Genomic DNA, 21761 nt, shown 5'->3' with positions numbered 1-21761 from the left:
GGGAGGAATGTACCATGTCAGGACATAGTAAATGGCATAATATTCAAGGGCGTAAAAATGCTCAAGATGCGAAAAGAGGAAAAATCTTTCAAAAAATGTCGCGGGAAATCTATATGGCTGCTAAAGCTGGAGGACCTGACCCAAGTACAAATCCCGCACTTCGCTTGGTGATAGACAAGGCGAAATCTGCTAACATGCCTAATGACAATGTTGACCGTGCGATCAAAAAAGCGACATCAGCAGGCGAAGGTGAACATTATGATGAGATTACGTATGAAGGTTATGGGCCCGGTGGTGTCGCAATATTAGTTCATGCTTTAACCGATAATCGTAATCGAACAGCAACGAATGTACGTGTTGCGTTTACTCGAAATGGTGGGAATTTGGGAGAAACTGGTTCAGTGAACTATATGTTTGATCGAAAGGGATATATCGCTATTGAGCGTGAGGGCTTATCTGTGGATGAGGACACAATGCTTGAAGATGTATTAGAAGCTGGAGCAGAAGATCTAGAGACTTCACCAGAAGTCTTTGAAATATATACTGCAGCGGAAGATTTTGCCAGTGTGCGGGATCACTTAGAAGAGGATGGATTTACTCTGGCACAGGCAGAATTGACGATGATCCCTCAAACCACAGTTGCATTAAATGAAGAGCAACAAGAAAAGTTAGATCGTTTAGTTGAGAAGTTGGAAGATGATGACGATGTTTCAGAAGTGTTCACTTCAGCAGGATAATTATAAACTCAGCGAATCATCTAGCTTTGATTATTAGAGCTAATATTACAATTGAGCCGAATAAAAAAACCAGCGAAATTCTCGCTGGTTTTTCGTTTCTAAAATACTAATACTGGTGTACCGACTTCCACCATGTCGAAGAGTCTAGACATTACATCAGGCGGGGTGTTCACGCAACCATGGGAGCCGCGAGTTTTCCAAAGTTCCCCGCCATATTCAGGCTGCCAATCTGAATCGTGAAGGCCGACCCCGGTCCAATCAATCGGCATCCAGTATTTTACTGGACTTGCATAATCTGTTCCGTCATCATTTTTTCCCTTTAAGGTTTTGTTGGTCTCTTTTGACCAAACATAATTGACACCCGGAGGCGTTGGAGAACTTGGTTTTCCGCTGACAATATCTGTCTCTAAAGCAACTTTGCCATCTTTGTAATACCACATATGTTGATTTTGCAAATCTACTTCAATATACGTTTTATCTATTAGAGGTTTGTCAGCTGTTGTTGCACCAGTAACGATTGGTGAGCGAGTAAAATCTTTACCTTCTAAGATTTGTTTCGTTAAAGCTACAACTTCTGCTGAAGTGTTAATAGTCCAGCTGTAAGTACCTGCCGGAACAGAAACCTTTCCGCGGCGAGTACTATTGAATTCAGTTGGTTTTGAACTGGTATTATATTTTTCACCTAAACTAGTAACATAGGCGGTAACTTTTTCTTGGTCTAGCGACATTGTACCATTGTCATCAATTAACCAGCTGTTGATATCTGCTGTAGGGATTTGGAAATTTTCTCCATTGATGTTGTAGTTCGCTTTGATTTTTGCTACAGCATTCATTTTGTCCATCGTTTTTTTCAACTCAGGATCATCTTTAGTGATAGTAGGTTTAGTTAGATAATTATCGAAATCAATATCATGTTTCCCGTTTTTCGCTGCCTCTTTGAAAGCGTCAACGGCAGCGTCAATATCGATTGTATTTCCTTGTTTTTCTGGGGTTATCTCAAAACCTTCATTTGTCCGAGTAACCTTTGCATTTTCTGTAGCTGTTCGAGTTGTGTTTGTTTGAGTTAGTTCTGCTCGGACTGCTTCACCGACGGCATTCAATTTTGTTTCGTCCAAGGTATTGCCGTCAACATCCTTTTTCTCAGCTGCGGAGACTAATTGCATGCCCCAGCTAAAAGGATTTTGTTTTTTCTGCAATGCTTTTAAACCGGGCAGATAATCATTTTGCCAGCCTAAATCTTTGCGATTGATTTCTTTCCAATTTTCGTTGTTAATCTTAATTAGGAAAGGTGAGTCCGATAGCTCACGGGTAATCTTTCGATTGGCTTCACTTACCGTAAGATTATTGATTTTTACTCCATTAACTACCGTATTTGGGAGAAACCTTTGAGCATAATATGTACTGCGAATAGTGTATCCGCCAACCAAAACTACCAATAAACCTAAAACAACAATTACACCGATCCGTGTTCGGCTACGAGAATTTCTTTTTTCATTTCTTGTCATCGAAATAACTCCTCATGGCTTTTTTGTATTTGGTCTTCATTAATCATCAAAGCAATTTTATCTATATAATAGCTACTAATTTTAAATGATATACCGAGTATAAATATACCACAGAATAGCCGAAATACGAGTGATTTGTCTTGAAACGTTAGCAAATATTAAAAAAACCGCAAAGAATATGAGGATTCTTTGCGGTAGTGAAAAGTCTATTTTCCTTCAGCTTCAAGATCAGCGAAAGCTTTGTCCATAACTTCTTTAAGTTGGGAAGCAGAAGCATCCATACGATCTTTTTCAGCATCACTTAATGGAATCTCGATAATATTTTGGATTCCTTTAGCATTGATAACTGCCGGAGCACCGATATAAATATCATTTTGTCCGTATTGTCCTTCTAAATAAACAGATAGTGGGAATACAGCACTTTCGTCATTTAAGATTGCACGAGTGATACGAGCCAAAGCAACAGCGATTCCGTAGAATGTTGCGCCTTTTTTCTCAATGATTTCATAAGCAGCGTCACGTACACCGAAGAACAAGTTAACTAATTCTTCTTCATCAACTTCTGGGTTGTCTTTGACCCATTCGTAAATTTGCAAGCCAGCAACGTTAGCGTGTGACCAAACTGGGAATTCTGAATCACCGTGTTCACCTAAGATATATGCATGGACGTTACGTGCATCAACGTCTACTAGTTCTGCAATTGCTTGACGGAAGCGAGCTGTATCTAAAGATGTACCAGATCCGATAACGCGTTCTTTAGGGAAACCTGAGAATTTCCAAGTAGAGTAAGTTAGGATATCTACAGGGTTTGCTGCTACTAAGAAAATTCCGTCAAAACCAGAAGCAACAACTTGTTCTACAATACTTTTGTTGATGCGTAGGTTTTTACCAACTAAATCCAAACGAGTTTCGCCTGGTTTTTGTGGTGCACCAGCGGTAATGACAACTAGGTCAGCATCGTGACAATCTTCATAAGAAGCAGAATAAATTTTCTTAGGTGACGTAAAGGCTAATGCGTGTGATAAGTCGATAGCGTCTCCTTGTGTACGGTTGGTATCGATATCGATAATACCGATTTCTTGAGCGATATTTTGATTGACAAGAGCGAAGGCATAACTTGATCCTACTGCGCCGTCTCCGATTAACATTACTTTTTGATGGGTTTTACTAGCTGCTGTTGCAGTCATGTGTACCAATCCCTTCTAATATTTGTTTTTCCAGAGGAATGATAACACTAATTAATGAAACTTGTCACGTATTTTACTCATTAATAATACAGTTATTTTAGCTGTTTCAGAAGAAAACGCTTCATGTGTTAATAGCTCAAGAAGCTGGTACTATTAACTTTTTTCAAAAATAACAGAAACTTATAAGAGACTTAAAGCGCTGAAAACGGTCACTACAGGTTAGTTTGTGTTATACTGTATAAAGAAAAATTTGGACTGGGTAGTCATTTGACTATCCAGCATTTTGTCATGCAGATGAAAAGTGACATTCCTTTGCTACAAGAAGGAATTACATATCTAAAAGAACGAGGCGAAACAATATGAAAATGATCGTAGGTTTGGGAAATCCAGGAAAAAAATATGAAAATACAAAACACAACGTTGGTTTTATGGTTGTGGATCGATTGGCGACGGAGCATGGTGCAGTTTTCAAAAAGAATGCTTTTGAAGCAGAAGTGACTGATTATTTCGTAGATGGGGAGAAAGTATTGTTGGTAAAACCAATGACCTTTATGAATGAATCCGGTCGAGCAGTTGGTCCGTTAATGACCTATTTCGGCGTCTATCTAGAGGAATTAGTTGTCATAGCAGATGACTTGGATATGGATCTTGGCAAACTGCGCTTGAGACAAAAAGGCAGTGCGGGTGGGCATAACGGATTAAAAAGTATCATCTCACATATTGGGACGCAAGAGTTCAATCGGATCAAGATTGGTATCGGTCGTCCAAATGGAAAAACAGTGGTAAATCATGTATTGAGCACATTTGGAAAAGAAGATGAAATGACAATCGCGGATAGTGTTGCTCGTGCGGCTGATGCAGCGGATGATTTTGTTATAGGTAATGATTTTTTAAAAACGATGAATCGGTTTAATTAAAGCTGATTCTTTTTCAACGTTATTCAGAATTTTGAAGATTAGAAGTAGATAAGGAGTAAGAAAATGAATTTGATTGAAATTATAAATCAGTTGCCACTAGTAAAAGAATGGCAGTCTAATTTAGAAGAAAAAGCAAAGCGGCAATTGCTGATTGGACTTTCAGGTTCGGCGAAAGCTTTGGTAATGGCTGCTACACATCAGGCGGAAGAAAAACAAACAGTAGTAGTTGTTCCGAATCTCTATTACAGTAATCAACTTGCTGATGAGCTACGGCAGATTGTCGAGGATGTTCATTTATTCCCAGTGGATGAGGTGCTTTCAGCTGAGATGGCCTTTGCGTCACCAGAAGCACGCGCTGAGCGTGTTTCTACTTTACAGGCTCTATCACAAGGAGAAAATGGAATATACGTTGTGCCTGCTGCTGCTCTACGTAAATATCTACCTTCAATCGAGACATGGAGAGAAAACCAATTACACTGGAAAATTGGCAGTGAGGTTGATTTAGAGAACTTAGCGCAGCGTTTAGTATTGATGGGATATGAACGTCAAACAATGGTTGGTAAACCTGGTGAATTCAGCATGCGAGGAAGTATTATTGATATTTATCCCTTAACGACAGAATATCCTGTTCGGGTAGAGCTATTCGATGTTGAAATTGATTCATTACGTTATTTTGAACCAGAGACTCAACGTTCGGTAGAGAATCTAAATGAGGTATGGATTACACCAACGACTGATCTAGTTTTTTCTGCACACGATTTGGCACAAGGGGCTTTAAAAGTAAACCAGCTCTTGCAAAATCGTTTGGCCGTCACTAAAGATAAAGAAGATTACAATTTCTTAAATGACTATTTTGGACAATTAATTGCTTCTTGGGAAGACGGTATTCCGACAGAGCAAGCTAAGTATTACACAGATTTATTATACGAGGAAAAAATTTCACTACTGGATCATTTTGCCAAAGATGCACAGCTATTTGTCGACGATTATCCTCGTATGATGGAAGCACAACGCGAAATGGAGCGGGAAGAGGCCGAATGGCATACGCAAAAGATTGAAGAATTGCGTGTTTTTTCTGATCAAACTTTTGGTATGAATGCTCATGACCTAATCAAAAAGAGTAAGTTAGTGACTAGCTTCTTTTCGTTATTTCAAAAAGGGATGGGGAATTTACGCTTTGAAGCGATCCATAATTTCCAATACCGATCAATGCAGCAATTTTTTGGACAAATGCCGTTATTAAAAACAGAAGTTGACCGTTGGCAAAAGCAAGAACAAACGGTATTATTCCTTGTATCTGACCAAGAACGGCAAGAAAAGCTGACTCAGGAATTTCATGATGTGGAAATCAAAGCAGTTCAAACGACTCCTGATCAATTATTGATTGGTCAGACCCAGATTGTTACAGGTAGCTTGACGAATGGATTTGAATTACCGCAGGACAAATTAGTTGTAGTAACAGAACGTGAAATCTTTCAAAAAGTCACAAAAAAGAGGGCTCGAAGACAGACAATCTCCAATGCAGAACGCCTAAAGAGTTATAATGAATTAAAAGCCGGAGACTATGTTGTTCATGCCAATCACGGTATCGGTAAATACATTGGGATGGAGACGATTGAGATCGATGGAGTCCATCAAGACTACATGTCAATTGTATACCAAAAAGATGATAAACTATTCATTCCAGTGACCCAATTGAACCTAATTCAAAAATATGTCTCTTCTGAGGCGAAACCGCCGAAGATTAATAAATTAGGCGGTAGTGAATGGTCGAAAACCAAGAGTAAAGTATCGAAAAAAATCGAAGATATCGCAGATGATTTGATTGAGCTTTACGCTAAACGTGAAGCAGAACGTGGCTATGCCTTTGGTCCGGATGATGAATATCAAAAAGAGTTTGAAGACGCCTTTCCATATAGTGAAACAGATGACCAGCTGCGTAGCACTGCTGAGATCAAACACGACATGGAAAAAGCTCGCCCAATGGATCGCTTATTAGTTGGGGATGTCGGTTTCGGTAAGACCGAAGTAGCATTACGCGCAGCCTTTAAAGCAATCAAGGAAAACAAACAAGTTGCGTTTCTTGTACCAACGACGATTCTGGCTCAGCAGCATTTTGATACAATGACGGAACGGTTCGAGAATTTTCCCGTTAATGTAGCGATGCTGAGTCGCTTCCGTACAAAAAAACAACAGAATGAAACAATCGAACAAATCCGTACAGGACAAATCGATATCGTGGTGGGAACTCATCGGCTTTTATCACAGGATTTGCAGTTTGCTGATTTAGGCTTGTTGATTATTGACGAAGAGCAGCGTTTTGGGGTAAAACACAAAGAACGGTTGAAACAGCTGCGATCACAAGTTGATGTGTTAACGTTGACGGCGACACCGATTCCTCGAACATTGCATATGTCGATGTTGGGTGTGCGTGATCTGTCCGTAATCGAAACGCCGCCAGAAAATCGTTATCCGATCCAAACATATGTAATGGAGACGAATCCTGGCGCAATCCGCGAAGCAATCGAACGTGAAATGGCACGTGGTGGACAAGCGTTTTATCTCTATAATCGAGTAGAGACAATTGAACGGAAAGTGGAAGAACTGCAAATGTTAGTTCCTGACGCAAAAATAGGATTTGCTCATGGGCAAATGACAGAAGTTCAATTGGAGAATACATTGATGGATTTCATTGATGGACAATACGACATATTAGTTACTACAACGATTATTGAGACAGGTGTCGACATTCCAAATGTTAACACATTGTTTGTTGAGAATGCCGATTATATGGGGCTGTCAACATTATATCAATTACGTGGAAGGGTTGGTCGAAGCAACCGTATTGCCTATGCCTACTTTATGTATGAGCCACAAAAAATCTTGAATGAAGTCAGTGAAAAACGGCTCCAAGCAATTAAAGACTTCACTGAATTAGGTTCGGGTTTTAAAATTGCGATGCGCGATTTATCAATTCGTGGCGCCGGAAATCTTTTAGGAGCGCAGCAGCATGGCTTCATTGATGCGGTCGGATTTGATATGTATTCACAAATGTTGTCTGAAGCAGTCGACCGTAAGCAAGGGAAAAATACCCAGGTTGAACGTACTTCCGTCGAAATCAACTTAGGGATTGATGCCTATATTCCGGGAACTTATATCGAAGATGAACGACAAAAAATTGAAATTTATAAACGGATTCGTGAGTTAGAAAGTATAGAGATGCTAGACGAGGTAGAAGCTGATTTAGTGGACCGTTTCGGAGATTATCCAGATGAAGTAGCGAACTTGTTAAACATCGGACAAATCAAGATGGACGGTGATCGTGCGCTAGTTGAAAGTATCCAAAAACGTCAGCAGCAGATTATCTTTACTTTAAGCAAGGTTGGGACGAAAGCATATAAAGTTGAACAGCTATTCGAAGCATTGAGCGCTACGAAGATGAAAGCAACTTTAGGCGTTGAAAAGGATCATATGGTCATAAAACTAGTAGTTGAAAAAACGATGGACGAAGCGATTTGGCTAAGAGAGATCAGCAAATTTGTTCGTGCATTACGAGAACAAAAATACAAAGAATAGGTGGTGGAGGCACTGGCGAATAAAGAAATGCGAGTGATGATGCAGGGGGCCTTTGTCTTAACTGCCGCATCTTTTGTAGCAAAATTATTGAGCGCTATTTATCGTGTACCCTATCAAAACTTTGCGGGTGATGAAGGCTTTTATGTGTATCAGCAGGTTTATCCAATTTATGGTATTGCCATGACTTTGGCGTTGTCAGGTTTGCCACAGTTTATTTCAAAATATGTAGCAGAGCAAAAAGAACCTAGAGAACAGCGTCGAGCACTGGAAGAGCTGTTTCCTTTGATCAGTGCTTTTGGTTTAATCTTGTGGGCGTTGTTTTTTTTCTCGTCTCAACCATTAGCAAATTGGATGGGAGACAGAAATTTAGCGCCCTTGATTCAAGTGGTGTCCTTTACTTTTATTATTATGCCTTTCCTCTCGATTACTCGAGGAGAATTTCAGGGAAAATTATTAATGGTGCCGACAGCTGTATCACAAGTGTTGGAGCAATTGATCCGTGTTTGTGTGATCGTAGTTGCTGCTTGGTCATTTAAGCAATTTGGCTGGGATGTTTACTACACGGGAAAAGTAGCGATGTCTGGTGCTTTGGTTGGCGGAATTGCGGCAGTTCTAGTTTTGTGGTATTACCGAAGAAAGGTTTTAGGAACGAGTCTTTTACGAAGAGTACCGGTTTTTGGCACAAAGATGATAACGCTAGGAAAACGATTAGTACTTGAGGGAGGCTTGATGACGATCTACAGCGGTCTATTGATTTTATTTCAATTGATCGACTCCTTTACCGTAAAAAAAGCCTTAGTTGATTTTGGACTAAGCGAACATGGTGCAAAGTTAGCAAAAGGAATTTATGATCGGGGTCAGCCGTTGGTTCAATTAGGTTTAGTGATAGCCTTAGCCTTGAGTTCTAGTTTTTTACCATTACTTACGCGGTATTTGATTAGTCGGGATCGTGGAATGTTTGTGAAAACGAGTCAGATTTTTTTGCGTTTGACTTGTGCGATTGGTGCAGCAGCCTCGATCGGGTTAGCTATGCTGCTTCCTTATGTGAATTATGCGCTATTCAAAGATTATCAAGGGAATAGTCCTCTAGTCCTGTTTGTTTTTGCGATTTTTTTGATGGCAATGGTACAGGCTTATCAAAGTATTGCACAAAGTCAAAACGAATATCGTAGTTCACTACAGGCGGCAGGAGCTGGACTATTAATAAAAATGGTAACCACGGGAGGGCTGACAAAACAATTTGGTACAGTTGGAGCCAGCCTGTCGACATTATTAGGATTAGCGGTAGCTTTACTTATCTTGCATTTAGCCTGTGATCATGAAATACGGAATTATGGGACTCAGCGTCATTTTATGCGAAAACTTTTTATTTGTTTAACTGGCATGGTAGTAGTGCTCTTATGTTATTATGGCGGTATCAACATTATTTTTGGAATGGTCTATAAAAGGAGTTTGGCATTAGTGGCTGCTGTTTTTGGTGTACTGATAGGAGGGAGCGCTTTTCTAATCCTTGCTATCCACTTACGTTTATTAACCATTCGAGAATGGCTGATGTTGCCATTTGGAAGTAAATTATTGAGAATAAATTGGAAAAGGAGATAATTTATGCGATTAGATAAATTTTTAAAAATTTCAAGAATCATCAAACGTCGTACAGTGGCGAAAGAAGTTGCTGATAAAGGGCGAATCCAAGTAAATGGAAAATTAGCAAAATCTTCAACAGATGTAAAAGTTGGTGATGAACTGCGTATACAATTTGGGAATAAAATTCTAGAGGTCGCTGTAGAAGAACTGCATGAATCAACAAAAAAAGATGACGCAGCTAAAATGTACCGTATCATTAGTGAGACACGTGTAGAAAATAACGGAAATTAGGGGTAATTCAAATAGACAATTATAACTTGAGTTGATATAATAGTAAAGAATTTCATGTAAGGAGCGAGCAGTAATGAATGAAAACGAGACGCAAAAAATTGCTTCGTTAGATACGCCATATGCAAAAGAGCAATATCTTAAATTTCAAAAGCAACATCGTCAATTGATTTTTAAACGTCGTCGTTTAGCAGCTTTAATAGCTATTGCTGCCTTTGTCGCTATTGTCATGGGAGTTCAAATCTTTAATGAGCAACGTCATTTAAGTGAACTAAATGAGATTAAAGTCAAAACTGTTGCTGAGTCTGCCAAAGTGGATGACCGAGTCGCTGACTTGCGGCAAGACGTAAAGCTCTTGAAAGATGATAACTATGTGGCTAAGCTAGCCCGTAGTCGTTTCTATTATTCAAAAGATGGTGAATTAATTTTTGTTTTACCAGATTCAGCAAATACATCTAATAAAGATAAACAAACTGCTGATGAAGTTGTTAAATCCGAAACTGCTAAATAAATTTCGTTGCAGTTTTAAATAAATTGGAAAAAAATTAGGAGGAACAATTTTTTTATGTCAATCGAAGTAGGAGCTAAGCTGCAAGGAAAAGTATCAGGGATCACCAATTTTGGTGCCTTTATTGACTTGGGAGAGGGCAAAACGGGCTTAGTCCATATCAGTGAAATATCTAATGGTTTCGTAAAAGACATTCATGATGTATTAACTGTCGGCGATGAAGTAACAGTGAAAGTGACTTCAGTCGGAGACGACGGTAAAGTTGGTCTTTCGATTCGCAAAGCCCAAGATCAGCCACAGCCAGAAAAGAAACCTTTTAAACGTGAGTTTCGTGATAATAATCGCTCAAAACCTGCGCCTAAGGGCAAACCACAAAATAGCGGCAAACAGGACTTCGATTCATTGATGAGTTCCTTTTTAAAGGATAGCGATGATCGCTTGTCATCGATCAAACGTAATACTGAAGGAAAACGCGGTGGTCGCGGAGGCCGCCGTAGTTAAAATAAAGGAAGGTTGTGACAGAAGTGCTCAGCTATAAGAAATTTCGGTATATTTCCTAAGAAGCTACTTCTGGAACAACGTGTGTTCGGAAAAAGGAGCTGTGACAAGACTTTTGTCACAGCTCCTTTTTTTAAAGGAAAAGAGATTCTATTGATTACTTGGCGATAAAATCGATACAAGTGAAGTTCATAATGAATTAATAATTGGAAAGTATGATTAGAGAATATATGATAGAAATTGAGTATTCTTATAAATCAAGGAGTTTGACATGAAACAAGACTTTTTTCGTAAAAATCCTGAATTAACTGCTGATAAAAAGATACTACTAGCAGTTTCTACAGGCGTTGACTCAATGGTTCTTTTGCATCTATTGCAGCGGCAAGGACTGACTATCGGTGTAGCTCACGTGGATCATCAATTGCGCACTGAATCGAAGGTTGAAGCGGATTTTTTACATGATTATTGCCGAAAACAAGACATACCTTTTTATTTAAAAATTTGGAAAAAACCTGCTAAGAAAAATGTTGAGGCTGCTGCCCGTAGTCTACGTTATGCTTTTTTTAAGGAAATTATGGAGCAGGAAAACTATGATCTAGTTCTTACTGCTCATCATGGAGACGATCAGCTAGAGACACTTTTAATGCGTTTGACGCGTGGCGGTTCGTTTACAGGTCATAGCGGAATCGTGCGCCAGCAAACATTCGGTAATGGAATATTGCTGCGTCCACTGTTGTCCTTCTCGAAAGAGACGCTTTATGAATATGCTGAAGAGAAGAATTTGACTTATTTTGAAGATGCTACGAATATTTCACAAGACTACTTTCGAAATCGAATCCGTCAAAATATCGTACCAGAGTTAAAAAAAGAAAATCCGCAAATATTAGCGAATGCTCAACAGTTCCATCAGCAATTGCTCTGGGCAGATCAGTTAATTACAGAGGCGCTAAAAGAAAATTTAAGAAATATCGAATACGATGGACAGAGGTGGTTTTTTTCAGCTGATACGCTTCCCACGGATACGGGTGCTCGTTATTATTTTCTGTCGATATTTTTTCAGCAGAAGGCTCTACAAACGAATCTAGTCGTCTCACAGCGACAATTGTTTTTACTGCTAGACCAAATCCAGCGTCCTGTCAGTCAATGGGTCATAGATTTAGGGGAGGGCTGGCAATTTTCTCGTAGATACCAACATTTCTATTTGGAAAAGAAGATAATTGTCCATCAGAAAAAATATTTTTTGGGAGAAAACGAACGCTTTTTCTTATCCGACAATGAAACGATTGCATTAAGCAGAAGTGATACAGTCGCGAATAAAGGTGTATACCAAGTTCCGTTACCACTCACAGTTAAACTCCCTCTAACGATCCGTCGTCGCCAAGATGGTGATCGAATCCGTTTGACTGAAACATTAACAAAACGCATTAGCCGTTATTTTATTGATAAAAAAACTCCGATGGATATCCGTGATCAAGCATGGGTGGTGGAAGATTCTGCTGGAGAAATTGTAGCGCTTTTGCCTTTTGTCAATTCCTATTTGAGTATTGCAACTGAAACTGATAGAATACACTACATACTTGACTATACGCTTCAAGTAGCGAAATGAAAGGAGTTTCTACATGCTAGCAAAAGATATTGAAAAAGTATTGATTACTAGAGAAGATATTCAAAAACGCTGTGTCGAATTAGGCGTACAATTAACAGCAGATTATACCGATAAAAATCCATTGGTAGTTGGTATTTTAAAAGGAGCCATACCTTTTATGGCTGACATCGTTCGTGAAATTGATGCTCATTTAGAATTGGATTTTATGGATGTTTCAAGTTACGGGAATCAGACAGTTTCTTCGGGCGAGGTAAAAATCATCAAGGACTTAGACACCAATGTGGAAGGTCGCGATTTATTAATTGTAGAAGATATTATTGATAGTGGTCGAACACTTGGCTATTTAGTTGATCTATTTAAATATCGGAAAGCTAAATCAGTGAAAATTGTCACATTGTTGGATAAACCAGAAGGACGCGTGGTGGATATCCATGCTGATTATGTTGGTTTTGATGTGCCTAATGAATTCGTCGTTGGCTATGGTTTAGACTATGCTGAAGCATATCGGAACCTGCCATATGTAGGTGTATTGAAGCCGGAAATTTATCAATCAAATTAGTGACCGAAAAAATCACAGTATGATATACTTAAAAGGTCAAAATTGATAAAACTTTTTTAACAAGCTAATAAGCTAACAAGTGCGAGGAGGACGCAGATGAACAAAAACAATAAGGGAGTAAAAAATGCTCTCTATTATATTCTCGTCATCTTGGCTATGGTCATGGTTGTTTATTTCCTTTTTGGAGATAACAAATCAGCTTCGCCAGATATCGAGTATTCAACCTTTACGGAACAGATTCAAGATGGCAAAATCAAGAACATCAAGATTCAGCCTGCTGGTGGTGTCTATAAAATCACTGGTGAGTATAAGGCAAAACAGGAAGTTGCTAATTCCGGCGGCTTGAGCATTATTGGGGGAGGAACAGAGTCAAAAACGACACATTTCTCAACCATTGTTTTGCCAAATGATTCAACTCTGAGTCAGGTCAATGACCTAGCAAAAGAAAATAAAGTTAAAATAACGATTGAGGAAGAATCAAGCAGCGGTATGTGGGTTACTTTATTAGTAAGCTTCTTGCCTATCTTGATTATGATATTCTTCTTCTACATGATGCTAGGACAACAAGGCGGCGGTGGCGGCGGCAATGGCCGTGTCATGAACTTTGGTAAATCAAAAGCTAAAGAAGCTGACAAAAAAGCTAATCGTGTACGTTTCTCTGACGTAGCCGGCGCTGAAGAAGAAAAACAAGAATTAGTCGAAGTTGTGGAATTCTTAAAAGATCCACGTCGTTTCGTCGAATTAGGTGCCCGTATTCCAGCTGGTGTACTACTTGAAGGACCTCCCGGGACTGGTAAAACATTGCTTGCTAAAGCCGTAGCTGGTGAAGCAGGTGTGCCGTTCTATTCAATTTCAGGGTCAGATTTCGTGGAAATGTTTGTTGGGGTCGGAGCTTCTCGTGTTCGTGACTTATTCGAAACAGCTAAGAAAAATGCGCCAGCGATTATCTTCATCGATGAAATTGATGCTGTCGGTCGTCAACGTGGTGCAGGCATGGGCGGCGGTCACGACGAACGTGAACAAACGCTGAACCAGTTACTTGTTGAAATGGATGGATTCGATGGAAATGAAGGTGTGATCGTCATTGCTGCAACCAACCGTTCTGATGTGTTGGACCCAGCGTTATTACGTCCAGGCCGTTTTGACCGTCAAATCTTAGTTGGTCGCCCAGATGTTAAAGGCCGTGAAGCGATTCTTAGAGTGCACGCTCGTAACAAACCTTTGGCAGACGATGTTGATTTGAAAGTTGTTGCGCAACAAACGCCAGGCTTTGCCGGCGCGGATTTAGAAAATGTCTTGAATGAAGCTGCTTTAGTTGCTGCTCGTCGTAATAAGAAAAAAATTGACGCTTCAGACGTGGATGAAGCAGAAGATCGCGTTATCGCAGGACCTGCTAAGAAAGACCGCGTCATCAGTAAACGTGAACGCGAGATGGTTGCCTACCATGAAGCCGGTCATACGATTATTGGTATGGTCTTAAACCGTGCTCGTGTGGTGCATAAAGTAACGATTATTCCTCGTGGACGTGCTGGCGGATATATGATTGCCTTACCAAAAGAAGATCAAATGTTGATGTCGAAAGACGATATGTTTGAGCAAATCGTTGGGTTACTAGGTGGTCGTACAGCAGAAGAAATCGTCTTTAATGCTCAAACAACTGGAGCATCAAATGACTTCGAACAAGCTACTGGATTAGCTCGAAGCATGGTAACTGAATACGGAATGAGCGAGAAGCTTGGACCGGTTCAATACGAAGGAAATCATCAAGTCTTTGTTGGTCGTGACTATGGTCAAACAAAAGCTTATTCTGAACAAGTTGCTTTTGAGATTGATGAAGAAGTTCGAAATATCTTGATGGCGGCACATGATAAAGCTCGCGAAATCATTGAGACACATCGTGAACAGCATAAATTGATTGCTGAAAAATTATTGGAATTCGAGACACTGGATGCCAAAGCAATCAAATCATTGTTTGAAACAGGCGAAATGCCTGCAGGTTCTGATAGTCTTTATCCAAGTGAAAAAACTCAAGCTCAAACATTTGAAGAAGCAAAACGTGCTTTGGAAGAAAAAGATGCTGAAAAACAGGCTGAAGATAAAGCAAATGAACATAAAGATTCAGATGATAAAATCGAACCAGAAGATACAAACGATAATCAAGAGTAAAATAAAGCGAAACGGCATGTCCTTAGGATATGCCGTTTGTTTTTTATTTGTCAGAATCGTATAGGAAATTTAAAGAGGAATATCGAATAAAGCAGATTGTTAATGTTAATATAGGAGGATGATAAAGATGGAAGGATCTATTCGTATATGCAAAATTAAAGATTTGCTCGAATTACAAAAAATCAGTACAGAAACGTTCAGTGATACTTTTGCTGAGCAAAATGATTCAGATAATCTTGAGGAGTATTTGATTGAAGCGTATCATTTAGAAAAATTAAAAAAGGAAATGATGAATTCAAATTCACGTTTCTTTTTTATCTATTTAGATAATCAACTTGCTGGATATTTAAAATTGAATATCGATTTAGCGCAAACTGAGAAGATAGATCGGAATGGACTAGAGGTCGAACGGATTTATATCCGTAAAGAATACAAGCGTCAGGGTTTAGGTCGACAATTATTAGAGTTTGCTATTGAACTTGCTACTAAAGAGAGACGTAAACTTATCTGGCTAGGTGTATGGGAAGAGAATGAGAATGCGTTGCGTTTTTATCAAATGTTTGGTTTTAGAAAAATTGGGACACATAATTTTTATATCGGAATAGATAAGCAAACGGATTTAATTATGGTGAAAGAACTTGGTAGAACGGTTAAGAATGATGTGAGTTGTTAAAGCTGCGACTTATTGAATAGGTTTGAATATAGAACACAAGGCTACGAAAATGAGAGGCTAGTTATAGACTTGCAAATTATTAGGGGATTTGTGTAAAAATATCTGTTGCTCAAAACTACATTTAGCTAACGCTTTGATTGAAAAATATTGTTAAACTTTCCATATGACGTCGTACGAAGAAGTTGAAAAAAGCTTGAACACCTAGTATGATGCAATCACGAGTAAAAACAAGGAATAATATAAAATATTAAGGAGCAAATAGATTGAGTGACTATTTAGTGAAAACATTAGCCTATGAGGGATTTGTAAGAGCGTACGCTGTTAATGCAACAGAAACCATCGCTGAGGCGCAGCGTCGTCATGATACATGGAATACGTCTTCTGCAGCCCTAGGACGTACGATGATTGGGGCTTTAATGCTAGGCGCAACGTTAAAAGGCGAAGATAAAATGACTGTAAAAATAGAAGGCAATGGACCGGCAGGAGCTATCGTTGTAGATAGTAATGGAAAAGGCGAGGTAAAAGGCTATATCAAAAATCCACATATCAGCTTACCTTTGAATGAAGTCGGTAAGATCGATGTGCGTGGAGCAGTTGGAACAGAAGGTATGTTTACGGTCATTAAAGATTTGGGATTGAAAGAACCATTTTCTGGTCAGACACCGATTGTTTCTGGCGAGATTGGGGAAGATTTTACCTATTATTTAGCTGTATCAGAACAAATTCCATCAGCGGTTGGTGTTTCTGTTCTAGTTGATACGGATGATTCTATCAAAACGGCTGGCGGTTTCATGATCCAAATTATGCCGGGAGCCAGTGATGAGATTATTGATCAAATTGAGGCGCGACTTAAAGAAACAGCCCGTATTTCGACCTTGTTAGATGAAGGTCAGACGCCAGAAGAAATTCTGCAGAAGTTATTAGCAACAGATGATGTAGAATTTTTAGAAACCATGTCTGTTCAATTTAAATGTGATTGTTCAAAAGAAAAATTTGCATCAGCGATTATTACACTAGGAGCGGAGCAAATTCAAGAATTGATTGATCAAGATCATGGTGCAGAAGCGGTCTGTGCTTTTTGTAACAACAAATATGAATATAGCGAAGCAGACCTTTATGAATTGAAACACGAAATTTTGGGGGAATAGCAGTGAAACCATTGAACGGTACATGGAAAATCGGCAATGTGGAAATTCCAAATCGGGTTGTTGTGGCTCCTATGGCTGGAATAACAAATGCTGCTTTTCGGGTAACGGTGAAGGAATTTGGTGCTGGATTAGTTGTTTGTGAAATGATCAGTGATCAAGGAATTCATTTTAGAAATAAAAAAACCTTAGAGATGCTTTATGTTGATGAGGGTGAGCATCCACTAAGTGTACAGATTTTCGGTGGTAGTAAGGAGACACTAGTAGAGGCTGCACGATTTGTCCAAGAGAATACAGAAGCAGATATCATCGATATTAATATGGGGTGTCCAGTGAATAAAGTCATCAAAGCAGAAGCGGGAGCTAAATGGTTGTTGGATCCTAATAAGGTCTATGAAATGGTAGAGGCTGTTTCCTCCGCTGTGGATATCCCCGTAACAGTCAAAATGCGCATTGGTTGGGATGAGCAACATGTTTTTGCCGTTGAAAACGCCTTGGCCGCTCAAAGTGCGGGTGCATCAGCGCTTGCGATGCATGGCAGAACACGAGTTCAAATGTATGAAGGCAAAGCAGATTGGAATGTGTTAAAACAAGTTGCTGATCAATTAACAATCCCCTTTATGGGAAATGGCGATGTTCGTACCCCAGAGGATGCAAAACGAATGATCGAGGAAGTCGGTGTTGATGCAGTGATGATTGGCCGTGCTGCATTAGGAAACCCCTGGATGATTCATCAAACGCAGCATTATTTAGAAACGGGAGAATTGATCCCCGAACCAAGTGCTCGAGAAAAAATTGAAACAGCCAAGCTTCATTTAGAACGATTGATAAATTTAAAAGGTGAAAAAATCGCTTGTCGCGAATTTCGCCAACATGCTAGTTACTATCTAAAAGGAATTTCACGATCTGCCAAAACAAAAGTAGCGATTAATCAAACAGAAGACAAACAAGTCATCTACGATTTACTTGATCGACTTGTCGAAAAGACTGAAACAAAAGCAAAAATTAGCTAAACTTCAAGCCGAATGAGGAATTCGGCTTGATTTTTTGCCTATTCATTGGCATTATAAGTAAGAGTAATTACATACTGAGGAGGAACATTCGTGACTGAGGAACAAACAAATTTGACAGAAATGAACGATCAGATGCGTGTTCGCCGCGAAAAAATGGAAAATCTTCGTGAAGAGGGTATTGACCCATTTGGCGCACGCTTCGAACGCACGACAAATTCAAAAGAATTGCATGAAACTTACGATGAAAATACTAAAGAAGAGCTATTAGAAAAGCAATTAACGGCAAGCGTTGCTGGTCGAATGATGACCAAACGGGGGAAAGGTAAAGTTGGATTTGCTCATTTGCAAGACCGCGAAGGCCAAATTCAAATTTATGTTCGTAAAGACGAAGTTGGGGAAGAGTCTTATGCGATCTTTAAAAAGGGTGATTTAGGTGATTTCTTTGGTGTAACTGGTGAAATCATGAAGACTGATACAGGAGAAGTATCAATCAAAGCGAAAGAAATTACTTTACTATCAAAAGCATTGCGCCCGTTACCAGAAAAATATCATGGGTTAACAAACGTTGAACAACGTTATCGTCAACGTTACTTAGATTTGATCAGTAATCGTGAAAGCTTTGATCGATTCACTAAACGCAGTCAAATCATTAGTCAAATCCGTCGTTATCTAGATGGTTTAGGGTATATTGAAGTAGAAACACCAGTTTTGCATAATGAAGCTGGCGGAGCGACTGCTCGTCCATTTATCACACATCACAATGCTTTAGATATGGATTTATACCTGCGTATTGCCCTTGAGTTGCATTTAAAACGTCTAATTGTTGGTGGAATGGAAAAAGTCTATGAAATCGGCCGTGTCTTCCGTAATGAAGGAATTGATACTACCCATAATCCAGAATTTACGATGATGGAAGTTTATACTGCGTATCATGATTATTTAGACGTGATGAATCTAACAGAAGGAATTATCCGTGATGTTGCAAAAAATGTTCTGGGTACAACAACACTTTCTTATGATGAGCAAAGTATTGATCTAGGCTCTGACTTTAAACGTATTCATATGGTTGATGCTATCAAAGAACAAACTGGGGTCGATTTCTGGCCTGAAATGACAGTTGAAGAAGCTCGTTCATTAGCAAAAGAGCACAATGTTGAAATCAATGATAATATGGAAGTTGGACATATTATCAATGAGTTTTTTGAAACATTTGTTGAAGAAACACTACAACAACCAACTTTTGTTTATGGTCATCCAGTAGAAGTATCTCCACTTGCCAAGAAAAATACGGAAGATGGACGTTTTACTGATCGTTTCGAACTATTTATAGTAGGGCGTGAGTTCGCTAACGCCTTCACCGAATTAAACGATCCAATTGATCAACGAGAACGTTTTGAATCACAAGAGAAAGAACGTGAGCAAGGAAACGATGAAGCACATGGTGTGGATGAAGATTTCTTAGAAGCGTTAGAATATGGTATGCCGCCTACTGGTGGGTTGGGAATCGGGATTGATCGACTGGTCATGTTGTTGACAGATGTTCAGTCAATTCGTGATGTTTTATTGTTCCCGACTATGCGTTAAAAATAAATTTTCAAAGACGTTCAGTTATGCTGAGCGTCTTTTTATGGCTCTTCGTCAATGAGTGTTGGTGAAGAAATTCAATAGAATAATCGAGATACTCACACGGCTAGACAGCTATTTTGTCTAGCCGTGTTGTTGTTCTGGCTTTAGTTAGTTGGGTAGTGTTCTTAGTTTTCTTGAAATATTTTCCTCGATATAAAAAGATTCGTTCTCGGTAGTTTTGAAAGTTTCTAAAGCCATAGGCAATTCGTTTTAGTACTTTGATATGGTTGTTCAAACATTCTATAGGGCCGTTGGAATAGGGAACTCGCAACGCTCGTTTGATTTCTGTTCGATATTTCTTGAAGGTCGTGAACACTGGTTGGTAGTGCTCTGGCAACTCCTTGTAGTCTTCTTTTAGGAGCGCGACGAATTCAGGAACATCTTGTCTTCTGATAGCGGAAAGAAAAACCTGGTAGACTTCGTAGCCTCGCTTTAAGGAGTCATCATAATATAATAGCCGATCGACTATCTCCGCTTCTGTCAGATGATCTCGAAATGACGGACGCCAGTAGCGATGCTGACCATTCAATTCCCACGCATTCTTTTGAAGTAGTCTCCAGTATTTCTTTAAGTGCTTCGACCGACGATCCCCTTTTTTAAAGGTCTTCATTACTTGAATTCGGTGGTTGGTAAAGGCCCGACCGATGTGTTGGCTAATATGAAAGCGATCGGCGACGATTCTGGCATTCGGAAAACACTCTTTCACCAATGTGCGATAGGGTGTATAGAAATCTGAAACCACTAGACGTACTTGTTCACGGACTTTTCTAGGGTAGCGCAAGAAATAGTCGCGTAAAGGATTGAGTTGCCGATTTTCCACAATATCAATCAGTTGATGGGTCTTGCCGTCCATCATGACAAAGCTCATGGCTCCCGAGACGTTTTTCACCGATTTGAATTCATCGAAACACACCACTTCTGGTAACGGCTGGTTCAAAGAAACGGTTTTAGGCCGAAGGCTGCGAAGTATTCGAATGACAGTGGTCGGAGAAATGTGCTTCATACGTGCGATCAAAGACATAGAAAGTGGTTCGCTTAATAGCTCAAGAATGGCTTGTTTGACTCTGCGAGCAATGGAGCAGCGACGATCACTAACTGAATCTTCTGCTAAAAAAGTCTTTCCACAGTGTTTACATTTGAAGCGCTGTTTGTTAATCCGAAGAATGGTCTTGTAGTTACTGACATCATTCAATAAGATGGATACTTTTTTCCAGCCCCATTTAATGATCGTTTGCTCATTTTCATAGTGGCAATGAAAGCATTCCTCTGGTTGATAGGTCAATGTGCCATCAAAAACAAAACATGTTTCGTCATTGATGCGCTCTTTGCGAAAGGCATCTTCATGAAAGGTAAGATTTAGGTCTAGAATATCTAGTAACTCTTTGGTAAACTCTGAATAGGACATCTTGAAACACTCCTTTGAATGGTTTTCGTCGACTTTATTCTAAAGGATTTCAAGGTGTCTGTTTGCGTTTATTAGAAAAAAGAAAAAGTATTGGCAACAGAAGGCGTCACCAACACTAGATATTATAGAGCCCTTTTTATAATCTTAAAAAGAATTATTAGAAAATGATGTAACTCTTCAATTCTAAAATGCGGCCTATCTTTTTGTGAAAAGGGAATTTTCAATTAGTTTTCATGTTATTTGCGAACATTTACACTAGCAATGAGTAACAATGGTCAGGAATGAAAAAAAGTTGAAAAAAATCAGTATTTTTGATTGACCGAAGAGGATTATGTTGGTATATTATTTTATGTTCCAAAGCGAGCGTATACCGCTCAAAAAAAACTTGAAAATTGTTATTGACAGATGACTGACTTTCAGTTATTCTATCAAAGTCGCATAAAGCGATGGCAACAACTTCTTCGAAAAAAACTTCAAAAAAGTTATTGACATCAAAACGGCAATCTGTTATGATTTAAAAGTTGCTGAAACAAAGCGGCAAACAATGTAGACCTTTGAAAACTGAACGAATAAAACAAACCAAATGTGTAGGGCGCTTCTATTATATAGAAGCAAACAACATAGCAAGCAATATGCTAGCAAGTCAATTAATACAATTGAGCTTAACAGTCGCAAGACTGTTTCAAACACTTTTTATGAGAGTTTGATCCTGGCTCAGGACGAACGCTGGCGGCGTGCCTAATACATGCAAGTCGAACGCTTTTTCTT

Annotated in this window: 17 protein-coding genes and 1 rRNA gene; 15 read left to right on the top strand and 3 right to left on the bottom strand. The window is 39.3% G+C overall.

Translation table 11 applies throughout. The annotated features are described in order from the left end of the window. The first annotated feature begins 14 nt into the window (after positions 1-14). On the top strand, positions 15-737 hold the full coding sequence (locus OMU_RS19440; protein WP_016181567.1) for a YebC/PmpR family DNA-binding transcriptional regulator: 723 nt from the start codon (positions 15-17) through the stop codon (positions 735-737). A gap of 98 nt (positions 738-835) precedes the next feature. Here OMU_RS19440 and OMU_RS19435 read toward each other — a convergent pair whose 3' ends face one another. Further along, a complete protein-coding gene (locus OMU_RS19435) occupies positions 836-2242 on the bottom strand; it encodes a L,D-transpeptidase family protein (protein ID WP_016181566.1) in 1407 nt (468 codons plus the stop codon). A gap of 206 nt (positions 2243-2448) precedes the next feature. Further along, the gene (locus OMU_RS19430; protein ID WP_016181565.1) at positions 2449-3429 is read right to left on the bottom strand and encodes an L-lactate dehydrogenase; all 981 of its coding nucleotides are present in this window, start codon (positions 3427-3429) and stop codon (positions 2449-2451) included. 359 nt (positions 3430-3788) lie between these two features. Here OMU_RS19430 and pth point away from each other — a divergent pair, with 359 nt between their 5' ends. The 13 genes from pth (at position 3789) to lysS (ending at position 19546) form a co-directional block, all read left to right on the top strand. Continuing rightward, positions 3789-4346: an aminoacyl-tRNA hydrolase gene (gene pth / locus OMU_RS19425; protein ID WP_016181564.1), complete on the top strand. Its 558-nt coding sequence runs from the start codon at positions 3789-3791 to the stop codon at positions 4344-4346. Between the two features lie 63 nt (positions 4347-4409). Next, complete coding sequence (gene mfd / locus OMU_RS19420; RefSeq protein ID WP_016181563.1) at positions 4410-7922, top strand: transcription-repair coupling factor; 3513 nt, start codon at positions 4410-4412, stop codon at positions 7920-7922. Positions 7923-7961: 39 nt separating this feature from the next. Continuing rightward, the gene (locus tag OMU_RS19415) at positions 7962-9524 is read left to right on the top strand and encodes a putative polysaccharide biosynthesis protein (RefSeq protein WP_016181562.1); all 1563 of its coding nucleotides are present in this window, start codon (positions 7962-7964) and stop codon (positions 9522-9524) included. Positions 9525-9527: 3 nt separating this feature from the next. Then, positions 9528-9797, top strand: coding sequence for an RNA-binding S4 domain-containing protein (locus OMU_RS19410; protein WP_016181561.1), 270 nt, complete (start codon positions 9528-9530; stop codon positions 9795-9797). 73 nt (positions 9798-9870) lie between these two features. Next, the gene (locus OMU_RS19405) at positions 9871-10305 is read left to right on the top strand and encodes an FtsB family cell division protein (RefSeq protein ID WP_016181560.1); all 435 of its coding nucleotides are present in this window, start codon (positions 9871-9873) and stop codon (positions 10303-10305) included. Positions 10306-10359: 54 nt separating this feature from the next. Continuing rightward, positions 10360-10803 carry a S1 domain-containing RNA-binding protein gene (locus OMU_RS19400; RefSeq protein WP_016181559.1) on the top strand — a complete coding sequence of 148 codons (444 nt, stop codon included), beginning with the start codon at positions 10360-10362 and terminating at the stop codon, positions 10801-10803. Positions 10804-11071: 268 nt separating this feature from the next. Beyond that, the gene (tilS, locus tag OMU_RS19395) at positions 11072-12406 is read left to right on the top strand and encodes a tRNA lysidine(34) synthetase TilS (RefSeq protein ID WP_016181558.1); all 1335 of its coding nucleotides are present in this window, start codon (positions 11072-11074) and stop codon (positions 12404-12406) included. Between the two features lie 13 nt (positions 12407-12419). After that, complete coding sequence (hpt, locus tag OMU_RS19390) at positions 12420-12965, top strand: hypoxanthine phosphoribosyltransferase (protein WP_016181557.1); 546 nt, start codon at positions 12420-12422, stop codon at positions 12963-12965. Positions 12966-13061: 96 nt separating this feature from the next. Further along, on the top strand, positions 13062-15131 hold the full coding sequence (gene ftsH / locus OMU_RS19385; RefSeq protein ID WP_016181556.1) for an ATP-dependent zinc metalloprotease FtsH: 2070 nt from the start codon (positions 13062-13064) through the stop codon (positions 15129-15131). A gap of 127 nt (positions 15132-15258) precedes the next feature. Beyond that, the gene (locus OMU_RS19380) at positions 15259-15804 is read left to right on the top strand and encodes a GNAT family N-acetyltransferase (protein WP_016181555.1); all 546 of its coding nucleotides are present in this window, start codon (positions 15259-15261) and stop codon (positions 15802-15804) included. A 263-nt stretch (positions 15805-16067) separates the two neighbouring features. Beyond that, positions 16068-16952 carry an Hsp33 family molecular chaperone HslO gene (gene hslO, locus OMU_RS19375; protein WP_016181554.1) on the top strand — a complete coding sequence of 295 codons (885 nt, stop codon included), beginning with the start codon at positions 16068-16070 and terminating at the stop codon, positions 16950-16952. Positions 16953-16963: 11 nt separating this feature from the next. Next, positions 16964-17962 carry a tRNA dihydrouridine synthase DusB gene (dusB, locus tag OMU_RS19370; protein WP_102872749.1) on the top strand — a complete coding sequence of 333 codons (999 nt, stop codon included), beginning with the start codon at positions 16964-16966 and terminating at the stop codon, positions 17960-17962. 120 nt (positions 17963-18082) lie between these two features. Beyond that, positions 18083-19546: a lysine--tRNA ligase gene (gene lysS / locus OMU_RS19365; protein WP_102872750.1), complete on the top strand. Its 1464-nt coding sequence runs from the start codon at positions 18083-18085 to the stop codon at positions 19544-19546. A gap of 106 nt (positions 19547-19652) precedes the next feature. Here the strand turns inward: lysS and OMU_RS19360 are convergent, their stop codons facing one another. After that, the gene (locus OMU_RS19360; RefSeq protein ID WP_016179001.1) at positions 19653-20993 is read right to left on the bottom strand and encodes an ISL3 family transposase; all 1341 of its coding nucleotides are present in this window, start codon (positions 20991-20993) and stop codon (positions 19653-19655) included. Positions 20994-21684: 691 nt separating this feature from the next. Here OMU_RS19360 and OMU_RS19355 point away from each other — a divergent pair. After that, positions 21685-21761, top strand: a 16S ribosomal RNA gene (locus OMU_RS19355); the annotation flags it as partial.

It is taken from the genome of Enterococcus avium ATCC 14025 (assembly GCF_000406965.1).
In the GTDB taxonomy this organism is placed as follows: domain Bacteria; phylum Bacillota; class Bacilli; order Lactobacillales; family Enterococcaceae; genus Enterococcus_A; species Enterococcus_A avium.
The sequence above is the reverse complement of the archived record's forward strand: the minus strand, read 5'-3'. Positions and strand labels throughout refer to the sequence as shown.

What these genes read in the sequence shown, in the direction of transcription:
- OMU_RS19380 (WP_016181555.1), top strand. Translation starts at nt 15,259, where the DNA reads ATGGAAGGATCTATTCGTATATGCAAAATTAAAGATTTGCTCGAATTA.
- OMU_RS19415 (WP_016181562.1), top strand. Translation starts at nt 7,962, where the DNA reads ATGCAGGGGGCCTTTGTCTTAACTGCCGCATCTTTTGTAGCAAAATTA.
- OMU_RS19430 (WP_016181565.1), bottom strand. Translation starts at nt 3,429, where the DNA reads ATGACTGCAACAGCAGCTAGTAAAACCCATCAAAAAGTAATGTTAATC.
- OMU_RS19440 (WP_016181567.1), top strand. Translation starts at nt 15, where the DNA reads ATGTCAGGACATAGTAAATGGCATAATATTCAAGGGCGTAAAAATGCT.
- OMU_RS19400 (WP_016181559.1), top strand. Translation starts at nt 10,360, where the DNA reads ATGTCAATCGAAGTAGGAGCTAAGCTGCAAGGAAAAGTATCAGGGATC.
- tilS (WP_016181558.1), top strand. Translation starts at nt 11,072, where the DNA reads ATGAAACAAGACTTTTTTCGTAAAAATCCTGAATTAACTGCTGATAAA.
- ftsH (WP_016181556.1), top strand. Translation starts at nt 13,062, where the DNA reads ATGAACAAAAACAATAAGGGAGTAAAAAATGCTCTCTATTATATTCTC.
- pth (WP_016181564.1), top strand. Translation starts at nt 3,789, where the DNA reads ATGAAAATGATCGTAGGTTTGGGAAATCCAGGAAAAAAATATGAAAAT.
- hpt (WP_016181557.1), top strand. Translation starts at nt 12,420, where the DNA reads ATGCTAGCAAAAGATATTGAAAAAGTATTGATTACTAGAGAAGATATT.
- mfd (WP_016181563.1), top strand. Translation starts at nt 4,410, where the DNA reads ATGAATTTGATTGAAATTATAAATCAGTTGCCACTAGTAAAAGAATGG.
- OMU_RS19410 (WP_016181561.1), top strand. Translation starts at nt 9,528, where the DNA reads ATGCGATTAGATAAATTTTTAAAAATTTCAAGAATCATCAAACGTCGT.
- OMU_RS19435 (WP_016181566.1), bottom strand. Translation starts at nt 2,242, where the DNA reads ATGACAAGAAATGAAAAAAGAAATTCTCGTAGCCGAACACGGATCGGT.
- OMU_RS19360 (WP_016179001.1), bottom strand. Translation starts at nt 20,993, where the DNA reads ATGTCCTATTCAGAGTTTACCAAAGAGTTACTAGATATTCTAGACCTA.
- lysS (WP_102872750.1), top strand. Translation starts at nt 18,083, where the DNA reads ATGAACGATCAGATGCGTGTTCGCCGCGAAAAAATGGAAAATCTTCGT.
- OMU_RS19405 (WP_016181560.1), top strand. Translation starts at nt 9,871, where the DNA reads ATGAATGAAAACGAGACGCAAAAAATTGCTTCGTTAGATACGCCATAT.